Raw genomic sequence first — 22,443 nt, forward strand, 5'->3', positions numbered from 1 at the left:
AGATTCAGGACCTGTTAATTTTGTCGTCATGGCAACCATTATGTTTGAGAAATCCGAGGAAAAGCCCGCTGTGCGGGATGGCTCCCCGGACAAGGGTTTTGACACAGGAGTTCTCAAACATAATGGTTGTCCTACGGATCAAACGGATTGGCACGGACTACTTTGTCGTAAAACTTTGAAAGATGGCAATCTTCCTGCAGTTTTTCTCCTCGTACCCGTACAAATCCGATTGACCATGGCGGCAAAATTAACAGGTCCTGAATCTAAAGTTCACCCCGTTAAGGTGTCGGTCCTTCTGCCAATATCGGAGGAGGCTGACAGACGCTTGAAACAAAGGAGAAAAAAGAGGTCATGACGGAAGAAAAAATGCGGTTCGAGGCTGAGGTTAGCCGACTGCTCGATATCGTTGTCCACTCGCTTTATTCCAACAAGGACATCTTCCTGCGCGAGCTGATCTCCAACGCCTCGGATGCGTGCGACAAGCTGCGCTATGAAGCGATTGCCAAACCGGATTTGCTCGCTGGTGATGCCGATTTCAAGGTGCGCCTTCTGACAGATAATGTCCGTAATGTTCTGACGATTGCCGATAACGGGATCGGGATGAACAAGGAAGATCTGGTCGAAAACCTGGGCACCATTGCCAATTCCGGTACCGCCAAGTTCCTTGATGCCGTTTCGAAATCCGACAACGCCAAGGATGTCGACCTGATCGGTCAATTCGGGGTCGGTTTCTATTCCGCCTTTATGGTTGCCAACAAGGTCGAAGTCGTCAGCCGCAAGGCCGGCGATGATCAGGCATGGAAATGGTCATCTGACGGCAAGGGCGAATACACCATTGCCGAGGCCGAAATGGAAGGCCGCGGCACCCAGATCACCCTGCACCTGACCGACGACAACAAGGAATTCACAGACGAACACCGCCTGCGTCATATCGTCAAAACCTATTCCGACCATATCGGCATTCCGGTGGTGCTGATGAAGGGCGACGGTGATGAAACGCTCAATGAGGCCTCCGCACTCTGGACCCGCCCGAAAAGCGAGATCACCGAAGAACAATACAAGGAGTTCTACAAGCACACCTCGCACGCGTTCGATGATCCGTGGAAAACCATCCACTATCAGGCCGAAGGTGCGATTGAATATACCGGGCTGCTTTACCTGCCGACCATGCGCCCGTTCGATCTCTATGATCCGCAGCGCAAAGGCCATCTGAAGCTGTATGTCCGCAAGGTCTTCATCACCGAAGGTGCCAACGAATTGCTGCCGCCGTGGCTGCGTTTCGTATCCGGTGTGGTCGATAGTCAGGACCTACCGCTTAACGTCTCGCGCGAGATGTTGCAGGACCATCCGCTTCTGACCAAGATCAAGAACGGCCTGACCAAAAAGGTCCTGTCCGAACTTGAAACCGCGGCCAAGAAAGACGCGGAAGGATATGAAACCTTCTGGGAAAACTTTGGCTCGGTCATCAAGGAAGGCCTGTATGAAGATCAGACCAACCGTGATCGCATCCTCAAACTCGCCCGGTTCCGTTCGACCCATGGCGATGGCTGGACCACCCTTGCCGACTATGTCGAACGCATGAAGGACGGCCAGAAGGCAATCTATTACATCAGTGGTGAAGATATCGACGCCCTTAAACGCAGCCCGCAACTTGAGGGCTTTGCTGCCAAGGGGATCGAAGTCCTGCTTCTGACCGATCCGGTTGATGAATTCTGGATGCCGTCTGTCGGCCAGTTTGATGGCAAAGACTTCAAATCTGTCACCCGTGGCGGTGCGGACCTGAACGACATCAAGTCCGATGACAAGGATGACGCCAAGGACGAAAAAAAGGATGATGCCGCAAATGAGGCATCGGTCAGCGCCCTGATTGCCGCGATCAAGGTTGCCCTTGGCACCGGGGTCAAGGACGTTCGGGAATCAGATCGCCTGACCAGTTCGGCCTGCTGTCTGATTGCCGATGAAATGGGCATGGATCTGCGCATGGAACGCCTGATGAAACAGCACAACCGTGTCGATGAAATCAGCCCGCGTATCCTTGAAATCAATCCGAAGCACAGCCTGATCAAAAAGCTGTCTGACATTGCGACCAAGGATGCCAAGGCCCCGATCCTTCACGATGCAGCCCTGCTGTTGCTTGATCAGGCCCGCATCCTCGAAGGCGAAGCCCTGCCCGATCCGGTCAGCTTTGCCCGTCGCCTTGATACCGTTATGGAAAAGGGACTTTAAGGCCCCGACCAAGGACACCGATACCGTTTTGAAACGAAAAAAGGGCAGCCCCAAAAAGGGCTGCCCTTTCTCTTTGCGCTCAGACATTAGGCGGAATTGCGGATCCGCTTGATGAACTGGTCAACTTCCTGGCTTAGGGTTTTGGCCTGTGCGCCCAACTCATTGGCAGCCGACAGTACCTGTGTCGACATCGAGCCGGTTTCATTAGACGCCTGGGTCACATCGCTGATGCTTGCGGAAACCTGGGTGGTCCCGTGCGCAGCTTCCTGGACGTTGCGCGAAATTTCATTGGTCGCAATCGTCTGTTCACGCGCAGATACCGCCACGGTTGATGCCCGGTCGCTGATCTGGCGGACCATTTCGCGGATGGTTTGTACCGCGTTGATCGACACATCTGCACGGCTTTGCATTTCGGAAATCTGGTTCGAGATTTCCTGGGTTGCCTTGGCCGTTTGGGATGCAAGGTTTTTAACCTCGTTTGCAACAACGGCAAATCCCTTGCCCGCGGCACCGGCACGTGCGGCCTCGATGGTGGCATTAAGCGCCAGAAGGTTGGTCTGCGAGGCAATGTCCTCGATCAAAGAGGCAACATTTCCGATCTGCTCGACACTTTCTTGCAACGAAACCATCGTGTCATTCGTTTTGTCTGCTTCAACCGACGCGCTCTGGGCCAGTTCGGACGCACCATCAATCTGCTGATTGATCTCGTTGATCGATACCGAAAGTTCTTCGGTTGCGGACGCGGCCGACTCAACGTTGGTGCTTGCCTGTTCGGTTGCGGCCGCAACCGAAATCGACTGACGGTTTGTTTCCTCGGCGATCGCAGACAGGTTGCCCGCACTGGTCTGCATCTGCTGGGCAGCGCTTGATACGTTCTCAACAACTTTCTTAACAGATGCCTCGAACTCGTCGGCCATCTTGTTCATGGCGGCCTTTTGCCGTTCTGCGGCGCGTTTTTCGCTTTCGACTTGTTCTTTCTGCAGCTCTTCCATTTTCTGGGCGTTTTCTTTGAAGACCTGGGTGGCTTTTGCCATGTCGCCAATTTCATCGCCACGATCAAGGCCAATAATCTCAACCTCCAGATCGCCGCCTGCAAGTTTTGCCATTGCAGCCGTCATGCGATTGATCGGCCCGGAAATGCCATTCCCGATCAGAACCGCCAGACCGAGCCCGACAGCAACGGCAATCGAGATGGTGGCGATAATGATCGTGTTCGTCATGGTGACGCGTTCGGCATTGTCAGCCTTGCGCACGCCAATCAGTTTGGCTTCTTCTGCTCTGAAGTCAGCCATGATCTGGCGGAACTTGTCGAAATACTGCTTTCCGCGTGCTTCACCAACAATGTTGGCGATGTCATTCATTGTTTGCCCGTTGCCCACTTCACCACGCATCTTGATATAGGGCTCGGTGATATTGGCCTGCCAATCCTTAAGGACATTGGCCGCTTCTTCCAGACGCGCGACCTGTGGCGGGTTGTCACTTACGGTCTGCTGCAGTTCTGCGATGTTTTTATAAGTATTCGCCTGGCCCTGCTTGTAGGGATCGAGAAACTCTTCTTTCCCGGCCAGCAAATAGCCACGCATGCCGGTTTCCATATTAACCGCCGAGGCAACGATAGAGTCAGCAACCGAGAGAACCTCGTATGTGTGGTTTACCCACCGGTTCGACTCCGTCAGTTTTTGGAGACTGTTTGAAGCCACCAGACCAACGCCGATAAGGCACAGAACAGGGAAACCAACACCGATCATAAACTTGGTTTTGGTTTTAAGGTTAGAGAACTTAAGCATTCGCATTTCAGTGATCCTGGAAAGAGAAAGCCCACCCTCGCAACCTTTGGCCATGAGGACGGGCTCGCCGCGAGAGCATATACTTAAGTATCCACCTCGCACCTATACTTTGGTTTAGATCGTATATATCTGATCAAATTTCAACCCTTAAGTATAGATTCACGCGAAAAAAACTGACCCCTCACACGCCACCCAAATAACACATTGAAAATAAATGATTTTCCATATCTTCATGGACTATTTGCCGGTTCATATTTAAAAGAAGCGCGCACAGTCAGCGCGCGCAATCCGGAACAGGGGCCTTCCAACCATGATGAACTGGCAGCAATTGCTATCTCCAGCTCGGCTTGGGTCGCGTCATTCCAGTGTGGGTACATTTGGCAGGTCCGATTTTCACAAGGATTATGACCGGATCATTTTTTCGGCGGCCTTTCGCCGCTTGCAGCGCAAAACGCAAGTTCATCCGTTGCCGGAAAATGACAATGTCCACACCCGTCTAACCCACAGTCTGGAAGTATCCTGTGTCGCCCGGTCTTTGGGGTTGATGGTCGGAAACCGCCTGCATGAAAAGGGGAGCCTGCCCGATGCGATTGAGCCCGACCATATGGCCGCCATCGTACAGGCAGCGGCACTTTGCCATGATATTGGCAACCCACCCTTTGGTCATGCCGGGGAATATGCCATCCGCCAATGGTTTGTCGACGCAAACCCCAAATTCACCGAAGGTCTGACAGAGGCACAGTTTGCCGATCTGACAACATATGAGGGCAATGCCCAGGGTTTCCGCCTTCTGACCAACAAACGGACCGGTCTGTATGACGGCGGCATGCGCCTGACTTATGCGACCCTCGCAAGCTTTTTGAAATACCCGTGGTCAGCCGCCGGAAGTCCTTTTCCACAGAAAAAGAAATTCGGGGCCTTTCAAAAGGAATTCGGGCTTCTCGAAGAAGTCGCCGATGCCACCGGGTTGATCCGCACTGGCGATCAGGCCTTTTGCCGTCACCCGCTGGTCTATCTGGTCGAGGCTGCTGATGATGTTTGTTATGCCCTGATCGATATCGAGGACGGCGTTGAACTGGAACTTGTCGATTTCGATATTCTTGAAAAGATGCTGTTGCCCTGCATCACCGATGACCTGCCGGCCGAGTACAACCGTGAACCCAATGTCAGCCGCAAGATTTCCTTCCTGCGGGGTAAAATCATTGCGGGTGTTCTTGATGCACTGGTTGACGCCTTTGTCGCCAACGAAGAGGCGCTTCTGGCTGGCGAATGGAAGGGAGATCTGCTGGCGTGTGCCAAGGGGCCCTTCAACGACCTGATCGCGCAAGCCAAGTCATTCTCCGAAAAGCAGATCATTCTCAACCGTCGCAAGGTCCAGATCGAGGTCGGCGCCTTTGCCCATCTTGAAACCTTGCTCGAGACATTCTGCAAAACCGCCCTTGATGTGCATCATGCACAATCAGAAGCCGACATTTCCTATCGAACCGGACGAGTCCGCGAACTGATCGGTAATGATGCCATGCCCATCGGGGCGTCGCTTTATGATCTTTACCTGGTCATTCTCGATTACGTATCAGGCATGACCGACGATTTTGCCGCCCGCCTTGCGCGTGACATCGGTGGCGGACAGCACTAGGCGATGTGGCTCCTCGGTCCTTTTATTGCCCGCTATCGACGCAGAACGGCGTTTTTCGCCGCCGGCGCACTTGCCGCGATCATCTATGGATTGGTTGATCAAAGTACGCGCCCGGAAATACAGGCGTGGTATTGGCCATCTGTTGCCAGTGCGGTGACGTTTTTTCTGACCCGGCTTATCATCTCCCGGCTGATTGGCCGGTTTATCGGCGGTGTGCGCCGTAAACTGCACTAGGAAATCTGTTCGGCGTTCTAGGGTCAGGACCTATGCAGATAAAGAAAAAGGCAGGCTCGAAAGCCTGCCTTCTGATGTCGGGATCGCTGCTGTTTGCCATTTGGCAAACGGCTTCAATCATTCCTGACCGCCACCCATGGCGCTGCTGATTTTCTTGTCGGTGTTATACTGGCTGAGCGCATAAACGGCCCAAATTGCTGCCGGAACCCAACCAATCAGCGTGATCTGCAAGATCAGGCAGATAACACCGGCAATCGGACGCCCGATGGTAAAGAAAAGCAACCAGGGCAGAAGAAGTGCAATCAATAGACGCATGGATGAAATCCCCTTTTTAGTTCGACGTGCTTACATGCCGTCTTCGAAAGTAACCGTCACAACGCGGTTGCCCTGTTCGGGCACGCCGTCAGCAGTTGAAACCGGCACATTGGCTTCACCGCTGATGCTGATTGCAAGTTTGCTTGCCGGGACGCCGGCATCACGCAATGCCTTGACCACCGCATCAACGCGCGATTTGGCAAGGATATCGTTATACATTGCATCACCGGCACGGTCAGCATAGGCAACAAGGCTGATCATTTTCGGATCATATTTGCCATAGGCCTCGACAATACCGTTCACAACAGACATCGCCTTGCTATCAATGGCGGCGCTGTCGAACCCGAAATAGACATTCATCGGAACCGGCATCGGCATCGCTGCCATCGGGGCCGGGCCGGTATCAAGTTCGGCCTGTACGATGGCCAATGCCTGATAGAATGCCGAACGGCAGTTATCAATGTCTTCCTGCTGGATGTTTTCTTCGAGTTCTTGCAACCAGCAATCAAAGCTGCTCTGTGCACGTGCGGCAGCACTGGCAGCCTTTTCACGACCACCGGCCTCAAGGGCCGCCATCAGGTCAGAACGGGCGACTTCAACCTCGGCCTCGGACCCTTCGGGCAGGTTACGTTCGGCAATTGCCTGCGGACCGGAATCCATGCCCATCGCCGCAGTCTTTGAACGGTTGGTGAAATAACGTGCATCGGCCCAGTCAGCCTCGTCATATTCTGCCTGGGCAAGGTCTGCATAATTCTGGTGAAGAGCTGCGTCAAAAGCCGATCCTTCGTCGGCCATATCGCGCACTCCGGGAATGTTCATGTTCGCGCACGCACTCAGAAAGGCGGCGGCGGATACAACGGCAAGCAGTTTGGCTCTCATCGGTGTTACTCCTTGATCTGACCGACTATCAGGATCCCAATCCCATTCTATTTTTTCGGCCATGCCGACATTTTCCCAATGTCTTGTCAGGCCATATGGCGGGCCTTGTGGCCCGTCCTGTTCCATGCCGTTCTTGTCATAATCAGATCAAATGACCTGACCCCGAATTTCGATCCACCTCACGTCCGTGGTCGAAGCCCCAAGACAACACAGATTGTGGATATAACTATCCCTAACCCAAGATATATAGAAGTCAAATTCATGAAAAAAAGCAGTGGGATAGAGAAAATTCACAATCGACAGACATCCGGTCTCGCGGCCGCCTCATCGATTTGATCACGCTATCGCCAAAAACACAGCGGCCCGATGGATCAAAAACACATCCATCGGGCCGAACATCACATCAGATCAAGACGATCATACTATGACCTAGTCCGAGGAACCGCCAAACAGCCCTTTGACCGCGCCACCAAGCGCATCGGCACCTTCTTTCAGTTTGGTACCACCGCCACTTGCAGCACCACCAACGGCACCGACCACGCCTTTGCCAAGGTCACCGACGCCCTGCAACAGGCCATCAACATTCAAGCTTGAAACTGCCTTGAAGACGGCGGTGTTGATCGCCGTCAGGATTTCACCGGCAACCTGGGCCGGGGTCGCGCCGCCTTCTTCCTTGCCCACATCGGTCAGATGAATTTCCGGCAGGCTGGCAGACAGTTTCTTGCCCTGCAGGAAGTCGGCCGAAACGCCAACATCACCGTTGCGGACATAGACATTGTCGATAATGATTTTGGTTCCGCCCGCGGCATCGTCGCCAGATGTGTCACCATCGGCCCCACCCGCGCCGGTCGGGCCGGAAACACGTTGAACAAAGGCTTCGACGTTACGCTGGATGGTTGCGATGTTTGAACTGCCATTGCCCAGTTCGTAAATGACACTTGGCTGATCAACCACCACTTCGATGATACGGATCGTATCGCTGGTCAGGGTCGAACCATCAAGGCGGACCGAGATATTGCCAAGCGAGAACGCATAATCGGAGTTGAACCCGTCCGGATTGCCGACCACAAGCCCATTGATCGCCGCGGTATTTTGCGTCGGCTCGATCAACACACCGTCAACCGCGACATCGGCCAAGGTCACACGCGTGCCTGCCTCTTCGATGGTGGATTTCACGATGTTATCAAGATTGACGTAAACATAGACGAGGGCCCCGACGACCAAAACGATGATCACGGCCAGACCAATCAGTATCTTTTTCATTGCCCGTTTCCTGCGTAGTGCCTCACCGAAAATACGCGAAATTCAACCCTTAGGGTGCAAATGGGTACGCATCCGGTTTCGTTCAACCAGAAGAGTTGCGCTGATCGGTCAGACAATCAAGTTATTTCACATGACAAAACAGCGGATTAGGCTTGCCTGATCCGCTGTTTCGAAATCTCGGCTAATCTGCGTGTTCAGAGATTGAATTCCACCACAACGGGTGCGTGGTCTGATGGTTTTTCCCAATCCCGGGCAATGTCATAGACCGATGCCCTGCGCACCGTTCCAGCCATGTTTGGCGTCATCCAGACATGGTCCAGTCGACGGCCCTTGTTGCTTGCCCGCCAGTCGCGTGCGCGATAGCTCCACCAGCTAAACAGTTTTTCGGGTTCGGGAACCACTTCGCGGACAGCATCGATGAAATCGCCCGATTGGCGGAATTTCTCAAGGATTTCAACCTCTACCGGCGTGTGACTGACCACGCGCAGAAGCTGCTTGTGCGACCAGACATCATTTTCCGACGGCGCAATGTTGAAATCACCAACCAGAACTGCCTTGCGGTTGGGATCGGTTGCGCGACGATCCCCCCACCAGTTGGTCATTTCATCAATGAAGGACAGCTTGTGGGCAAACTTTTCATTGATTGCCGGATCGGGTTCATCCCCGCCAGCCGGGATATAGAAGTTATGAAGTTCGACGCCATTTTCGAACTTTGCCATGCAATGACGGCGATCTTCCTTGCCACAGAAATGCTTGATGTCGGTTTCGACAAACGGCAGGCGCGATATGATCGCAACCCCGTTATAGCTTTTCATGCCATGATTATGGCGATGAACATAACCAGCCGCCTCAAAGGCATCATGCGGAAAATGCTCATCGGGGCATTTCAGTTCCTGCAAGCACAGCACATCAGGCTGCTGATCATTCAGAAACTTGATGACCTGTTCAATACGCAGTCGGACGGAATTGATATTCCAGCTTACGATTTTCAAAACGGGCTCCGTTTTTGCTCGATTGAGGATGGGCCCCTGCCCCACGATCCCCCAATGGTCTATTTCAAGGTCACAGACAGTTCCGCGACATCTGCAATCACCAGATCCATGCGATCACCACGGACAACCTGGCCAACGCCTTCGGGCGTTCCGGTAAACAGAAGATCGCCCGGTTTCAGTTCGATCAGGGTCGACAGATGCACCAATGCATCCACCACCGGCCAGATCATTTTGGCCGTGGTGTCGTTCTGGCGCACATCATCATTGACCGACAATTTCAGGTTGGTGGCGTGCGGATTGCCGGCATCGGCCTTGGGCTTGATGGCGGAAATGGCCGCACAGCCATCAAACGATTTTGCCATATCCCATGGCAGGCGACGGTCCTTGAGACCGGCCTGAACATCGCGACGCGTCATATCAAGACCGGCGGCATAGCCAAAAATTGCATCCTCAACGGCGGCACGATCCAGATCCTTGCCCCCCTTGGAAAGCGCAGCCACCAGTTCGCCCTCATAATGCAGGTCTTCCGTGCCCGACGGATAGGACAAGTCACCATTTCCGACCACAAGGCAGTCCGTTGGTTTCATAAAGACACAAGGCGGGGTGTCCGAAGGATCGGAACCCATTTCGCGGACATGTTCGGCGTAGTTTTTGCCGATGCAGAAAATGCGATTTACCGGGAAAACGTCGTCGGTGCCCTGAACCGGAATGGTCGTCGGTGCAGGTGCGTCAAAGATCAAACTCATGATGACCCCGTGTTGTTTATGCGTGATATGCAACAGTCATAAACAAGCACGGATCAGAAAGAAACGCCCAATGCGCATTGGCACGTATCTGCTGTCAGGAATTGTCAGGAGAAAGGATCATCGCACCCTTGGGTACGTGCTTACAGGTCACTTAAGCTTCTCGCGCAGGATCATATCGCGAACTCTGGTCTTGGCGATCTGCAAGGCAGAAAACTGTTCCGGATCCTGAACAGACGGCACAGCAAGGATCAAAAGTTTGGCGGTTTGGCCGGCATTGACATGAAGATGGTAACGATGCCCCTGAAGGATCGAAATGCAGCCGTAGTGGCTTTCATATACATTCCCGTCGCCATCACTGACCAGAACGGTTCCGGAACGCACAAAGACAATCTCTTCGGCGTGACGGCTTTGGATGCCTGACACCACGCATGGCCCGTGCAAGACGACTTCGCGTGTTGCAAGCCCGGCCGCGACGTCATCATTTGCCGGGGTCGCCACACCCAGATCAGCAACAAGCGTTTTTGGCCGTCTTACCATTTGCATACATCCCAAAATTGAAACCGGTTTGGTTTAATGCCGGGGAAAATGCCTGTAACGGCCACGTCACACCATCCACATATGGGGAGTGTATGAAAAAAGGGGTGATATACGCGCCATCACCCCTTTGAAATCATTATGGAAAGCGGCCTACAGCAATCCTTCGATCACGCGATCCGGTGGTGTGTGACCGTCGACAAACGTCTTGATGTTGATCAGGACCTTTTCGCCCATGTCAACGCGGCCTTCGATGGTGGCCGATCCCATATGGGGCAGAAGGACCGCATTTTGCAGTTCAAGCAATTTCGGGTTCACCGCCGGTTCGTGTTCAAACACGTCCAGTCCGGCACCGGCGATTTCACCATCGGCCAGCATCCGGGTCAGGGCCGGTTCATCAACGATTTCGCCGCGTGCGGTGTTAACCAGAATGGCATGCGGCTGCATCAGTTTAAGACGACGCGCCGACAACAAATGATAGGTCGCAGGCGTATGCGGGCAGTTGACCGAGATGACGTCCACATGGGCCAGCATCTGATCAAGGCTTTCCCAATAGGTCGCATCCAGTTCTTCTTCGATATCGGGATGTACGCGACGGCGGTTATGGTAATGCACCGAAAGGCCGAAACCCTTTGCCCGGCGTGCCAGTGCACGGCCGATACGGCCCATGCCAACAATGCCAAGGCGCTTACCCCAGATGCGATGACCGAGCATAAGCGTCGGGCCCCAGCCCGCCCATTCGCCCTTGCGAATAAGACGTTCGCCCTCTGCCAGGCGGCGCGAAACCGACAGGATCAGCGCCATGGTCATATCCGCGGTATCCTCGGTCAGGACATCGGGTGTATTGGTGACCGTAATGCCACGCGAACGGGCAGTTTGCAGATCGACATGATCGACACCGGTGCCGAAATTGGCAATCAGGCGCAGATTGGGACCCGCATGGGCCAGAACCGCCGCATCGATCTTGTCGGTGACGGTTGGCACCAGCACATCGGCTTCCTTGACCGCATCAATCAGTTCCTGCTTGCTCATCGGCGCATCATCAATGTTCAGACGCGCGTCAAACAGTTCCATCATGCGGGTTTCAATCGCTTCCGGCAGTTTCCGGGTCACGACGACAAGCGGTTTTTTCTTGGTCATGTGCCGATCCTATGCGGTCTTTTAACTCTTTTTCAGACAAAATAAGGCATGGTGCATTTTTGTGCCCTGCCGCAGTGCAGTGATGCCATGCCGAAAGGTACAAAAGCAAGAATTTTGACGCACTTTTTGTAATTTTATTTCGCAACAGCGAATTATTACAAAACCAGCGCAAATGGAATAAATGAAGGAATACCAACAAGATGCCGCAGGTTTTGCGCAAATTTCTGTATCGCTTCATGGCCTTGGCGATTCTTGGCAGTCTGACCGCTCCGATCGTGGCCAGCGCACAGGAATCGGGCCTGCCGATCCCGCGATTTGTCGCGCTGCGCTCTGACAAGGTATTTTTACGCTCTGGCCCCGGCCTGCGATACCCGAAAGTCTGGATTTATCACCGTCGCAATATGCCGATGGAAGTGGTGTCGGAATTCGATACCTGGCGCAAGGTGCGTGACTGGGAAGGCAGCGAAGGCTGGGTTCATCAAAGCCTTCTGATCGGGTCGCGCCACGTCATCGTGACCGATGAAAACATCACGCTCTATTCCGCCGCCGACAAGAATGCCCGCAAGATTGCGCTGGTCTCGGCAAGTGTGATTGGCCGCATCGAAGACTGCCCGGCGACGGTCGATTGGTGTCAATTGCGGTTTGGTGATTTCGAAGGCTGGGCGCCGCGCCACGGGTTCTGGGGTATCTACGAAGGCGAGAATGTCGAAGGATAAAACGCCTTCCTGCTGACCCTTTCGGAAACCGAGATCAGGCTCACGCTTCGACAGAAATCCGATTGGCCGGACGATCCGCACGACCACCGCCGCCCGATGTTCCGTTGCCACCGCTGTCATATCCGCCAAATCCGGTATTAACCAAAGGCCGGGTTGCTCCGCTGTCTGGAACAGATTGGCCAAGGAAGTCCTGTGATTGGCTCGGATCGTCATCTTCGGCGGTCGGATCGAAGAACGGATCTTCTTCCTGTTCCGGCACAGGATCAGGGCGCGGTTCAGGCAAGGCGATACCACCCACCGCGACGGTCTGATTGGCAAGCTGTGCGGAAATATCGCCAAGATAAGCCTGCAGATTTTGTGCAATGTTTGCCTGCGCATCCTCGCGACCAGATGGTGCCGATGCCGCCAGTTGCGCCTGGACAATGTTTTCACCCGCAACCTGCGAAACGCGGTTCTGGTCCTGCGCGGTTCGCAAACTTCCCTGATCAGCAGAAACAGAAATCTCGCGATCCCGAAGGGCTTGCTGCGCCTCGTCCACCAGTGCACGCGCATTGGAAACGCCCGTGCTGTCGGAAACATTTATCGCCGAAAGGCCAGTCGCCAGATCTTCGGAACTTGAAGCCGACAGCGTCACATCAATACGATTGTCTGATGATGTGCCACTGCCAACCTGCAGCGTAATCGTCTGATCCGATGCCAGAAGATCGCGGCCCTCAAAATTGCTATTGGCCGCAATATCGTCGATCCGGGTCAGATAATCTTCGATCTGTGCGTTTAACTGTGCGCGTTGCTGCGTGGACAGATCGCTGTTTTCTTCCGCGACCGTGACAAGCGCGTCAATTTCGTCAAGCGCATCGCCAATCCGCGAAAGATCGCTTGATGCCTGACCAAGAAGTTCACCGGCACTGCCCAAAGACCGGTTCAGTTGCGCATTGGTAGAACCTGCGCTGCGAAGCGGGTCGGTATTGCGGTTTGTGTTTTGATTGTTAGCGGAGAACTGGCTGCTTTCAGGCGCAATCAACCGGTTCTGCGGGGCAATTGCACGCGCAGTACTGGTATAAATCGGCAACTGACTGGCCAGTGGTTCCATTGTTTTTCCGCTCAAACAAGCCGGCAAAACAACTACGTGCTGCACAGGCAAAGGGACTGCGCATTTTCAATCCCTTGCCAACCTGACCATCCTGGTGTCCGGCGGAAATACCAACTGATAGTATAGTATATCAGTGAATAAAAATTAAGCCCCAAAGCGCACCGCTCTGCAAACGGCGTCAACCGGCAGAAACGCGGCGCAAAATGGCGAATAATTCAAGATGTGACGACCACAGGAACTGATCGACCGGCACGACTTTGGTGATTTCATAGCCGCCATTCCTAAGAACCCGCATGTCACGGCTAAACGTCGCCGGATTGCATGATACGGCAATGATCCATTCCGGCCCGTCGATCGCAAGCGTCTCTGACTGGGCAAGGGCCCCGGCACGCGGCGGATCAAACACCACAAGGTCAAAGCTGCTCAGTTCATCCCCAACAAGCGGCTGGCGAAACAGATCGCGCTTTACGACCTTGACCGGGCTGCCCGATTGTCCGACCGCATATTGCAGTAACTCCACGGCCCGCGGATCGCTTTCCACAGCCGTGACCGAACGCCGTTTGCCCGACAGGGCCAGTGAAAATGTAAAACTGCCCACACCGCAAAAAAGATCGGCAACGTTTTTCGGCGCGATATCAGCCAATGCCGACTTGATGGCCGCAACCAGTGCCTGTTCCCCGTCCTGGGTGGCCTGCAAGAAACCGCCCGGCGCAATCGCCACCTCGACACCTTCAAAACGCACAACCGGTAAATGACGCGCAGCAACCGGTTCATCAGGACGATCCCCGGTTTTCCAGCTCAGCCGGGCGATATTTTGCGCTTCCGCGAATTCCGCCAGATCCTGGCGCATATCAAGGTCGGGATCGTTGCTTGCCTGAATAAGCATATCCAGACCGCTATCGGTCAGGGTGACAAATACTTCCTTGATGTCGCGTGCATGTTCCGGCGGGCAGGCTTCAAGGAACATGACAAATGCTTCGCGAAACGCCATCAGTTCCGGGCGCAATACCGCACAGTCGGGCACATTTAGAACCGTATGACTGAACCGACCATGGAAACCGACAAAAACGCCGGTTGCGCCGACATGCACCGAAAAACCGGCACGACGGCGACTTGCCGGTGGTGAAATCTCCACATCCCCGACAAGCGTTTCGGCATCTTGCGGATCGATACCCGCACGCTGAACGGCGACCAAGGCCTTGTCACGCTTCCAGGTGCGGTAATCGTCATCATTCATGTGTTGCAGGGCGCAGCCCCCGCATTCCTTGAAATGAGCACAGCGTGGCGTGTTATACCCACTCGAACGTGCGATTTCGGCAACCACCTCGGCCCCATACCCGTCGCCACGTTTCTGGCGAAGGGCAACGCGCACCTGATCACCGGGCAACACGCAATCCACATAGATCAAAACCGATTTACCATCGGGTGTCGCGACATGGGCAATCCCATCGCCGCGCGCACCGATCTGTTCGATGGTGACGTCTGCTTCAAACCCGATCAGCGGATCACGCCGGGATGGCTGACGTTTGCGTCCTCCCCGTGCACGGGGATTGCGGTTATGGTGTTTCATGGACTCTCTCTGGGGGTGATCTTTGTCACACAATGACCGGCCTTTACTGCGGGTGCCGGATTTCCGCCTCAGATACAACACTTCACGTTTTCAGAACAGGGGCTAACACGGATTTATTATCGCCAAACCTGTATCAAAACCCTGTCCCGGAACAGTTTTTGGCAATTACCGTCAAAAATTAATCCGTAAATGCAGGCGACCAACCCCTTAAAGTCGTGTAAGAATAACACCATAAACAAATAGTACCGGTTATCGGCCAGCAAAATACACTGGCATCTTTATCCATCGGTGCATGGATGTTTACTGGTGATAACCGTATGCACACACATCCTGATCGGGGAGGATCAGCAAGGGTCGTTGTGTTTGGGGGACAGATGGAAGAAGAAACAAAGCACGCTGAGGAAAACGCAACCAAACAAACGTCACGCCTGAAAAAACGGGCTTTGGCGGCTGGTTTTCTGACGGCTGCTTTCTTCGCATCTGTCACCTATCTGATTTGGCAAATGGTTGAAAGTGATCGCCGCGTAATCCTTCAATCTGCTGGCCAGATTACGGCAAATTCCGTTTCCCAGCAGATCAAATCCATTGTGAACAATAACCTCGCGGTGCTTGAAAGCTTTGCCGACAATTGGCAGAGCGGCCCGCCCGAGGACGAAAGAGATTATCTTTCGATTGCGACCCCGCTTCAAAGCCGCTTCCCTGCACTCCAGGCGATCAACTGGATAACGCCGAACTACATCATTTTGTATGTCGCCCCGATCAAGGGCAACGTTCCGGCCATGGGGGCGGATCTCAAACGTCACCCGCTTGCTGGTCCGGTTCTTGATATCGCGCTTGATCAACGCCGCACCCAGATCACACCAACGCTTGAGCTCATGCAGGGCGGGCGTGGCTTTGCGGCCTATACCCCGGTTCTGGGCCGCGATGGCGAGATTATCGGGATCATCAACGGGGCGTTTCGCATTCGCTCCATGCTGGCGGCGGTGATCAACACCGAACAGGTCGAAGATTACACCGTCCGTGTCCGCGAAGGTGACACTGTTCTGTTTGAAATTCGCGGCGAAGGTGATGATGAAACCCTTCAGCGCACAGTCGCCTTTGATGTGGTTGGCCGCCAATGGCAGGTCGATGTCATTGCCGATCCGCAACTGGCGCACAGCACGATCAATCCGGAACTGATCCTGATATTCGGCGCACTGACGACCATTTTGTTCACGACGATTGTCTTCCTGCTGAGCAACCGGCAGAAAATGGCAATGCGCCGCACGGTTCATCATATCCATGCTGGCGATGACATAAGTGACCTGTCGCTTTCGATCACCAAGCTTGACGGTCACCTGAAATCGATGTCGCCGGAAACCGCCGAATTCTTTGATTTGCGCGAAGAGGATTACGGCTTTATCCGGTTTTATAACCTCGCGCCGGAATTCCAGTCTGACGGCACCGCATCCCGTCGTTCGCAGGAAAAGATGCTGCTGGCGATCAATCGTGGCGATGACGAACTCAGGCGTGAATGGATCGTGCGCAGTGCCGAGGGCGTGCATGTCGTCTGCGATCTGACAATGCGGCCTTCCACAACCCATCCGGACTGTGTCGACATCACCTTGCATCACAACCCGGCCGCCAACGCATCGGTCAACCGGTTGCGCTATCTGGCGACGCATGATCCGCTGACCGGCCTTCCCAACCATGCCCTGTTTGAGGATCGCCTCAATCAGGCGGTTGCGCATGCCAAACGCTATGAAAAGCTTCTGTCGGTGCTTGTCGTCGATATCGACAATTTCCGGGCGATCAATGACCGGTTCGGGGCTGATGTCGGCGATGAAACGCTGCGCACCATTTCCGGTCGCCTGCGCGCCACCGTGCGCGAAAAGGACACCTGTGCCAGGTTCTCGGGCGATATGTTTGCCATCATCGCCACCGACCTTTCCGAGGCCGAGGGGGCAGCCCTTGTCGCCGAACGCGTGGTCGAAGCCATGTCGCAACCGATCCTGACCACCACGGGCGATGAAATCCGCCTGCATGTCAGTGTCGGTGTCGCACTTTATCCCAACGATGCACGCGCACCATCGCAATTGATGGCCAATGCCGACGCGGCAATGTATCGCGCCCAGAAATCTGCAGAATCATCTTATTGCTTCTTCGTCGAGACGATGAACAACGTGATGCATGCGCGCCTGTCGATGGAAACGCAGTTGCGCCGTGCGGTCGATGAAAAACGCTTTGTTCTGGAATATCAGCCGCGCTATCGCACATCGGACCGCACGCTTACCGGGTTCGAAGCGCTGCTGCGCTGGATTGATGACAGTGGCAAGCGCCGCCTGCCGCCCGATTTCATCGCGGTTGCCGACCGGACAGGCCTGCTCTCACCCCTTGGTCACTGGATCATCGAAACCGTCTGCAAACAGGTCGCCGACTGGCGCCGTCAGGGCTATGTCCCGGTGCCAATTGCGCTTAACGTTTCGAGCCGCCAGTTCATTCAGGCCGATCTGATCAAGAACATCACCGATTTGACCGCCGAACATGAAGTTGATCCGGCGATGATCGAGATCGAGGTGTCAGAGGAAATCGTCATGCGCGATCCGGAACGCGCCCTTGGTCAGTTCTATCGTTTCTCGGAGGCAGGCATTGGCCTGACGCTTGATCACTTTGCAGCGGGCAACACGTCGCTGCGGTATCTGAAACGCTTCCCGGTCCAGCGCATCAAACTGTCCAAGTCGCTGTTTAATGTTGCACTTGATGAACAACCTGAAAACAGTGTCCTGCAACCAGCGATCCGGTTGTGCAAAAGCCTGAACCGCAAGGTGGTTGCCGTTGGCGTTGAAACCGAAGAACAGATGGCATCCCTTCAGGCGGCCGAATGCGATGAAATTCAAGGCTTCCTTCTGTCACCACCGCGCGATGCCGCCGATACGATGGAACTGCTGATACAGCAAAAACCGACCAAATCGGCCCCCAAAGGCAAGTCACGGCCTGCCTCTGACACAAAATCTGGATAGCCTGAACCTGACATTCCGATCAAAGAAAACCCCCGCAATCAGATCGACTGCGGGGGTTTGTTTTTTTGGTGTTCGGGTGGACTAAAGCAGGAAGACTGCCGCCAATCCCAGAAAGGCGAAAAAGCCGACAACATCGGTAATCGTCGTCAGGAAAACCGCCGACGAGACGGCCGGGTCAATGCCCGCACGTTCCAGACCAAGCGGGATCAGCGCCCCGAACAGGCCGGCAAACAGCAGGTTGATGATCATGGCCACACCGATCACACCCCCAAGCAGCATGTCATCAAACCAGAACCAGGTCACAGCCCCGGCAAGAACGGCAAAGGCCAGGCCGTTCAGGCCACACACCGCGACTTCCTTGCGGATCACACGCAATGCGTTGGTACTGGTCAGCTCTCGCGTGGCAATCGCACGCACGGCCACGGTCAATGTCTGCGTCCCGGCGTTACCGCCCATCGAGGCGACGATTGGCATCAGAACAGCCAGCGCAACAAGCTTTTCAATCGTGCCTTCAAACAGACCGATCACAACCGATGCCATGATCGCGGTGCCAAGATTAACCAAAAGCCATGTAAAACGTGATCGGGTGGTGGCAAAGATCGCACTTGAAAGGTCGTCTTCCTCGCCAACACCGGCAAGGCGCATCATGTCTTCTTCGTATTCCTCGTCAATAACGTCAACGACGTCATCAACCGTGATCACACCGACCAGCCGGCCGCTGTCATCGACAACCGGGGCGGAAATCAGGTCGCGCTGACGGAACAGATGGGCGACGTTTTCCTGTTCCTCGGTCACGACGACCGTGCGCATTTCATCTGATTCCATCACGTCACGGATCAGCACCGGGCGGTTTGTCCGGATCACGCGCGACAGTGGCACAATCCCCACCGGGCTATAGCGCGGATCAACGACAATGATGTCATAGAAATCTTCCGGCAGGCTTTTGGCAGAACGCAGGAAATCAATAGTTTGCCCGACAGACCAGTAATCCGGGATCGCCACCAGCTCGCGCTGCATGATACGACCGGCGGTATATTCCGGATAAGACAGCGCCTCTTCAACGCGCGCGCGCTCGATATCCGACAGCGCGCCAAGAAGTTCGCGCTGCTCATCCTCGTCAAAGTCCTCGATGACTTCGACGACGTCATCGGAATCAAGTTCGGTGATGGCCTCGGCCACCACATCGGTGCCAAGTAACCCGATGACTTCTTCACGAAGCTCATCATCAAGTTCGGTCAGGAATTCCGGATCAAAATCCGGCCGGATCAGATCGACAAGCAGTTCACGCTGGTTGGAGCTTGCCCAACCCAGCAAATCGGCAATATCGGCAAAGTGCAGTTCACCCAGAAGATCGGCAGCCTTGCTGCCTTCTTCTTCGCCCAGCGCATCAAAGATTTCGCGGGCATATTCGGGAGTCAGATCGACATATTCATCGCCAGACGACTTTTCCGCCGGCCGGTCGAGTTCTTCAACTTGACCTGTCATCTGCCCCTCCCTGTTTAATGAGCCGCCAATTTTTCCTGCAAAAGATTAAACGCCGTGTCGGGCATTGTGTTCCAACGCCCGGCACGGCTGTTTCTGCGCTATCACATAGCCCCGGTCAAGAGCGCGATAGCAAATCACCCCAGCCCCGCTTGGGATCAAGACGGGGCTGGTGGTATGTTACTGGCTTTCCTGCGTACGCGTGACGGCATCAACAACGGCAATCGCCGTCATGTTGACAATACCGCGCACGGTAATCGACGGGCTGACGACGTGGGCTGATTTTGCCGCACCGACCAGGATCGGCCCAACCGGAAGCCCGTCGCCCAACATCTTGACCATGTTGTACGAGATGTTGGCCGCATCGAGTGTCGGCATCACCAGAAGGTTGGCCGAACCGCTCAGCATCGAGTGCGGGAAGATCCGGTCACGGATCGGCTGCGAAATGGCCGCATCCGCATGCATTTCGCCTTCGACCTCAAGATCGGGTGCCTGGGTTCTGATCAGCTGAAGCGCATCACGCATCTTGCAGGCCGACTTGTTTTCGTGGCTGCCGAAGTTGGAATGCGAAATCAAGGCGGCCTTTGGCGTCATGCCGAAACGCTTGACGACATCGGCGGCCATGATGGTGGTTTCTGCCACATGTTCCGGGGTCGGATCGACCGACACATAAGTATCGGTCAGGAAGAACGTCCCCTGCTTCATGATCATCATGTTGACCGTGGAGAAATCGGTAACCCCCTTACGCAGGCCAACAAGATTGCGGACATAGCGCAGATGGCGCAGGAAGCCGCCCTGACAGCCGCACAGCATCGCATCGACTTCCCCACGACGCAGCATCAGGGCCGCGATCACGGTCGGACGGGTACGCACAATCGCCCGGGCATATTCCGGGTTGATGCCGCGACGGCCCATGATGTTGTGGAAGTCCTGCCAATCCTGTTCGAAATGCGGATTGTCATCGGGATCGTGAATTTCAATCTGCTCATCGGGAACAAGACGCAGGCCAAGCTCGGTAATCCGTTCAAGGATGACCTCGCGGCGACCAATCAGCACCGGATGACAAATGCCGTCATCAACAAGCACCTGACAGGCCTGCAGAACACGGCGCGATTCGCCTTCGGGATAGACAACGCGTTTCTTGTGCGAACGCGCCACGTCAAACACCGGCTTCATGACAAGGCCGGACCGGAAGACGAAACCTTCAAGCTGCTGACGATACTCGTCAAAATCCTCGATCGGGCGTTTGGCAACACCGCTCGCCATGGCGGCCTTGGCCACACGCGGCGGAATTTCGAGCATCAGGCGCGGATCAAACGGCTTCGGGATAAGATATTCCGGACCGAATTTAAGCTCCTCCCCGCCATAGGCAGTTGCCACAACATCGGAAACCTCGGCAGTTGCCAGATCGGCAATGGCGTGGACCGCGGCGATCTTCATTTCCTCGTTGATCTCGGTCGCGCCGACATCAAGCGCGCCACGGAACAGGAATGGGAAGCAAAGAACGTTGTTCACCTGGTTCGGATAATCCGTACGACCGGTGGCCATAACCGCATCCGGGCGGATTTCCTTGACCAGTTCCGGGGAAACTTCCGGCGTCGGGTTAGCCAGCGCCATGATGATCGGGCCTTCGCCCATCTTGCGAAGCTCATCCTCGCCCATCACGTTCGGCGCCGAAAGACCCAGGAAGATATCAGCCCCTTCGATCACGTCGCTTAACGTACGCGCGTTGGTTTCAATCGCGTATTCGGCCTTCCACGGATCCATTTCCTCGGCCCGGCCCTTATAGACCACACCAAACCGGTCGGTGACCGTGATGTTGTGCTTGGGCAAACCCATGGAAACCAGAAGGTTCAGACACGCCAAGGCGGCTGCACCGGCACCTGATGTGACAAGGCGGACCTTGTTGATATCCTTGCCGGTCACACGCAGGCCATTGAGGACCGCGGCCGCAACACAAATCGCCGTGCCGTGCTGGTCATCATGGAAAATCGGAATGTTGCAGCGTTTGCGCAATGCCTCTTCGATGATGAAGCATTCCGGCGCCTTAATGTCTTCGAGGTTAACACCCCCGAAAGTCGGCTCCAGCGCTGCGACGATATCGATAAATTTCTGCGGGTCGGTTTCGTTCACTTCCAAATCGAAAACATCGATATTGGCGAACTTCTTGAACAGAACCGCCTTGCCTTCCATCACCGGCTTGGACGCCAGCGGGCCAATCGGGCCAAGGCCCAGCACCGCCGTACCGTTCGAAATCACGCCAACCAAGTTACCGCGCGCGGTGTAATCTGCTGCGGTATCGGGGTTTTTAACGATTTCCTCGCACGCAAACGCAACGCCCGGCGAATAGGCCAGGGCAAGGTCACGCTGGTTTGCAAGGGTGGTGGTTGCCGTTACGGACAATTTCCCCGGGGTGGGATACCGGTGATAGTCCAAAGCTGCTTCGCGCAGCTTGTCATTTCTATTTGCCATTATAATACCTTTGATTTCAGGTATTTACATAAATTAACCGTCAATCGGTTAAATCCTGATAATTCACTCTAGCGGGACCGGTAGACTAAATGAGTTTGGCCCGCGATTGAAGCACTCAGTTCATTCTTCGCCAAGGGGCTGCATTGCGTAATTTTCAACGCGGCACCGCACAATAAATCAATTGTTTATGCCGCAACCGCGTGATGACGCACACCAACCGATCCATTGCCGTATTCAAACCATTGTAGGGGATATATGGGGAAGGTCCACAAACGAAAAAACCCGCCATTGCTGACGGGTTCTTTTTCGTGACCTTCCCGATTGGCCGGGAGGCCAGATAATGGTGCGGTCGAGAAGACTCG

19 protein-coding genes are annotated in these 22,443 nt (G+C 54.7%); 6 read left to right on the forward strand and 13 right to left on the reverse strand.

Annotation, left to right across the window (positions count from 1 at the left end; genetic code table 11):
* The coding region (locus B2T33_RS15635; protein WP_286792528.1) for a hypothetical protein at window positions 1–355 on the forward strand (355 nt) is incomplete at its 5' end.
* The gene (gene htpG / locus B2T33_RS15640; RefSeq protein ID WP_286792529.1) at window positions 352–2,226 is read left to right on the forward strand and encodes a molecular chaperone HtpG; all 1,875 of its coding nucleotides are present in this window, start codon (window positions 352–354) and stop codon (window positions 2,224–2,226) included. The genes B2T33_RS15635 and htpG, both read left to right, overlap by 4 nt.
* An 86-nt stretch (window positions 2,227–2,312) precedes the next feature.
* On the opposite strand, the gene B2T33_RS15645 is transcribed toward htpG, so the two are convergent.
* Window positions 2,313–4,013, reverse strand: coding sequence for a methyl-accepting chemotaxis protein (locus tag B2T33_RS15645; RefSeq protein WP_286792531.1), 1,701 nt, complete (start codon window positions 4,011–4,013; stop codon window positions 2,313–2,315).
* Between the two features lie 313 nt (window positions 4,014–4,326).
* Here B2T33_RS15645 and B2T33_RS15650 point away from each other — a divergent pair, with 313 nt between their 5' ends.
* Together B2T33_RS15650 and B2T33_RS15655 are read left to right on the forward strand one after the other, a co-directional pair.
* The gene (locus B2T33_RS15650) at window positions 4,327–5,649 is read left to right on the forward strand and encodes a deoxyguanosinetriphosphate triphosphohydrolase (RefSeq protein WP_286792703.1); all 1,323 of its coding nucleotides are present in this window, start codon (window positions 4,327–4,329) and stop codon (window positions 5,647–5,649) included.
* A gap of 3 nt (window positions 5,650–5,652) precedes the next feature.
* Window positions 5,653–5,883, forward strand: coding sequence for a hypothetical protein (locus tag B2T33_RS15655; RefSeq protein WP_286792532.1), 231 nt, complete (start codon window positions 5,653–5,655; stop codon window positions 5,881–5,883).
* 117 nt (window positions 5,884–6,000) lie between these two features.
* Here B2T33_RS15655 and B2T33_RS15660 read toward each other — a convergent pair whose 3' ends face one another.
* The 7 genes from B2T33_RS15660 to B2T33_RS15690 all read right to left on the reverse strand — a co-directional run bounded on the left by B2T33_RS15660 (window position 6,001) and on the right by B2T33_RS15690 (window position 11,752).
* Complete coding sequence (locus B2T33_RS15660) at window positions 6,001–6,198, reverse strand: YqaE/Pmp3 family membrane protein (protein ID WP_008890077.1); 198 nt, start codon at window positions 6,196–6,198, stop codon at window positions 6,001–6,003.
* A 30-nt stretch (window positions 6,199–6,228) separates the two neighbouring features.
* Window positions 6,229–7,077, reverse strand: a complete 849-nt coding sequence (locus B2T33_RS15665; protein WP_064782449.1) for an OmpA family protein — start codon at window positions 7,075–7,077, stop codon at window positions 6,229–6,231.
* A 429-nt stretch (window positions 7,078–7,506) separates the two neighbouring features.
* Complete coding sequence (locus tag B2T33_RS15670) at window positions 7,507–8,340, reverse strand: hypothetical protein (protein ID WP_286792533.1); 834 nt, start codon at window positions 8,338–8,340, stop codon at window positions 7,507–7,509.
* A 194-nt stretch (window positions 8,341–8,534) separates the two neighbouring features.
* Window positions 8,535–9,332 (reverse strand): exodeoxyribonuclease III, encoded by a 798-nt coding sequence (xth, locus tag B2T33_RS15675; RefSeq protein ID WP_197146764.1) that lies wholly within the window; start codon window positions 9,330–9,332, stop codon window positions 8,535–8,537.
* A gap of 59 nt (window positions 9,333–9,391) precedes the next feature.
* Window positions 9,392–10,078 carry a fumarylacetoacetate hydrolase family protein gene (locus B2T33_RS15680; protein WP_197146763.1) on the reverse strand — a complete coding sequence of 229 codons (687 nt, stop codon included), beginning with the start codon at window positions 10,076–10,078 and terminating at the stop codon, window positions 9,392–9,394.
* Between the two features lie 147 nt (window positions 10,079–10,225).
* A complete protein-coding gene (locus B2T33_RS15685; RefSeq protein ID WP_197146762.1) occupies window positions 10,226–10,615 on the reverse strand; it encodes a hypothetical protein in 390 nt (129 codons plus the stop codon).
* Between the two features lie 150 nt (window positions 10,616–10,765).
* Window positions 10,766–11,752 carry a 2-hydroxyacid dehydrogenase gene (locus tag B2T33_RS15690; RefSeq protein ID WP_008890071.1) on the reverse strand — a complete coding sequence of 329 codons (987 nt, stop codon included), beginning with the start codon at window positions 11,750–11,752 and terminating at the stop codon, window positions 10,766–10,768.
* 200 nt (window positions 11,753–11,952) lie between these two features.
* Between B2T33_RS15690 and B2T33_RS15695 the strand changes: the two genes are divergently transcribed.
* Window positions 11,953–12,468: an SH3 domain-containing protein gene (locus B2T33_RS15695; RefSeq protein ID WP_008890070.1), complete on the forward strand. Its 516-nt coding sequence runs from the start codon at window positions 11,953–11,955 to the stop codon at window positions 12,466–12,468.
* A 40-nt stretch (window positions 12,469–12,508) separates the two neighbouring features.
* On the opposite strand, the gene B2T33_RS15700 is transcribed toward B2T33_RS15695, so the two are convergent.
* Together B2T33_RS15700 and B2T33_RS15705 are read right to left on the reverse strand one after the other, a co-directional pair.
* Window positions 12,509–13,558, reverse strand: a complete 1,050-nt coding sequence (locus B2T33_RS15700; RefSeq protein WP_197146761.1) for a hypothetical protein — start codon at window positions 13,556–13,558, stop codon at window positions 12,509–12,511.
* A 178-nt stretch (window positions 13,559–13,736) separates the two neighbouring features.
* Window positions 13,737–15,128, reverse strand: coding sequence for a class I SAM-dependent RNA methyltransferase (locus B2T33_RS15705; protein ID WP_286792536.1), 1,392 nt, complete (start codon window positions 15,126–15,128; stop codon window positions 13,737–13,739).
* Between the two features lie 374 nt (window positions 15,129–15,502).
* On the opposite strand from B2T33_RS15705, the gene B2T33_RS15710 reads away from it, so the two are divergent.
* On the forward strand, window positions 15,503–18,127 hold the full coding sequence (locus B2T33_RS15710; RefSeq protein WP_286792537.1) for a bifunctional diguanylate cyclase/phosphodiesterase: 2,625 nt from the start codon (window positions 15,503–15,505) through the stop codon (window positions 18,125–18,127).
* Between the two features lie 81 nt (window positions 18,128–18,208).
* Here the strand turns inward: B2T33_RS15710 and mgtE are convergent, their stop codons facing one another.
* From mgtE to B2T33_RS15725, 3 genes are all read right to left on the reverse strand, one after another.
* A complete protein-coding gene (gene mgtE, locus B2T33_RS15715; protein ID WP_008890066.1) occupies window positions 18,209–19,612 on the reverse strand; it encodes a magnesium transporter in 1,404 nt (467 codons plus the stop codon).
* A 177-nt stretch (window positions 19,613–19,789) separates the two neighbouring features.
* Window positions 19,790–22,081, reverse strand: a complete 2,292-nt coding sequence (locus B2T33_RS15720) for an NADP-dependent malic enzyme (protein WP_008890065.1) — start codon at window positions 22,079–22,081, stop codon at window positions 19,790–19,792.
* 154 nt (window positions 22,082–22,235) lie between these two features.
* Window positions 22,236–22,443: hypothetical protein (locus B2T33_RS15725; RefSeq protein WP_286792538.1), on the reverse strand; the 208-nt coding region annotated here is incomplete at its 5' end.

The sequence above is a fragment of the Thalassospira sp. UBA4513 genome, from assembly GCF_002388495.1.
GTDB lineage: Bacteria > Pseudomonadota > Alphaproteobacteria > Rhodospirillales > Thalassospiraceae > Thalassospira > Thalassospira tepidiphila.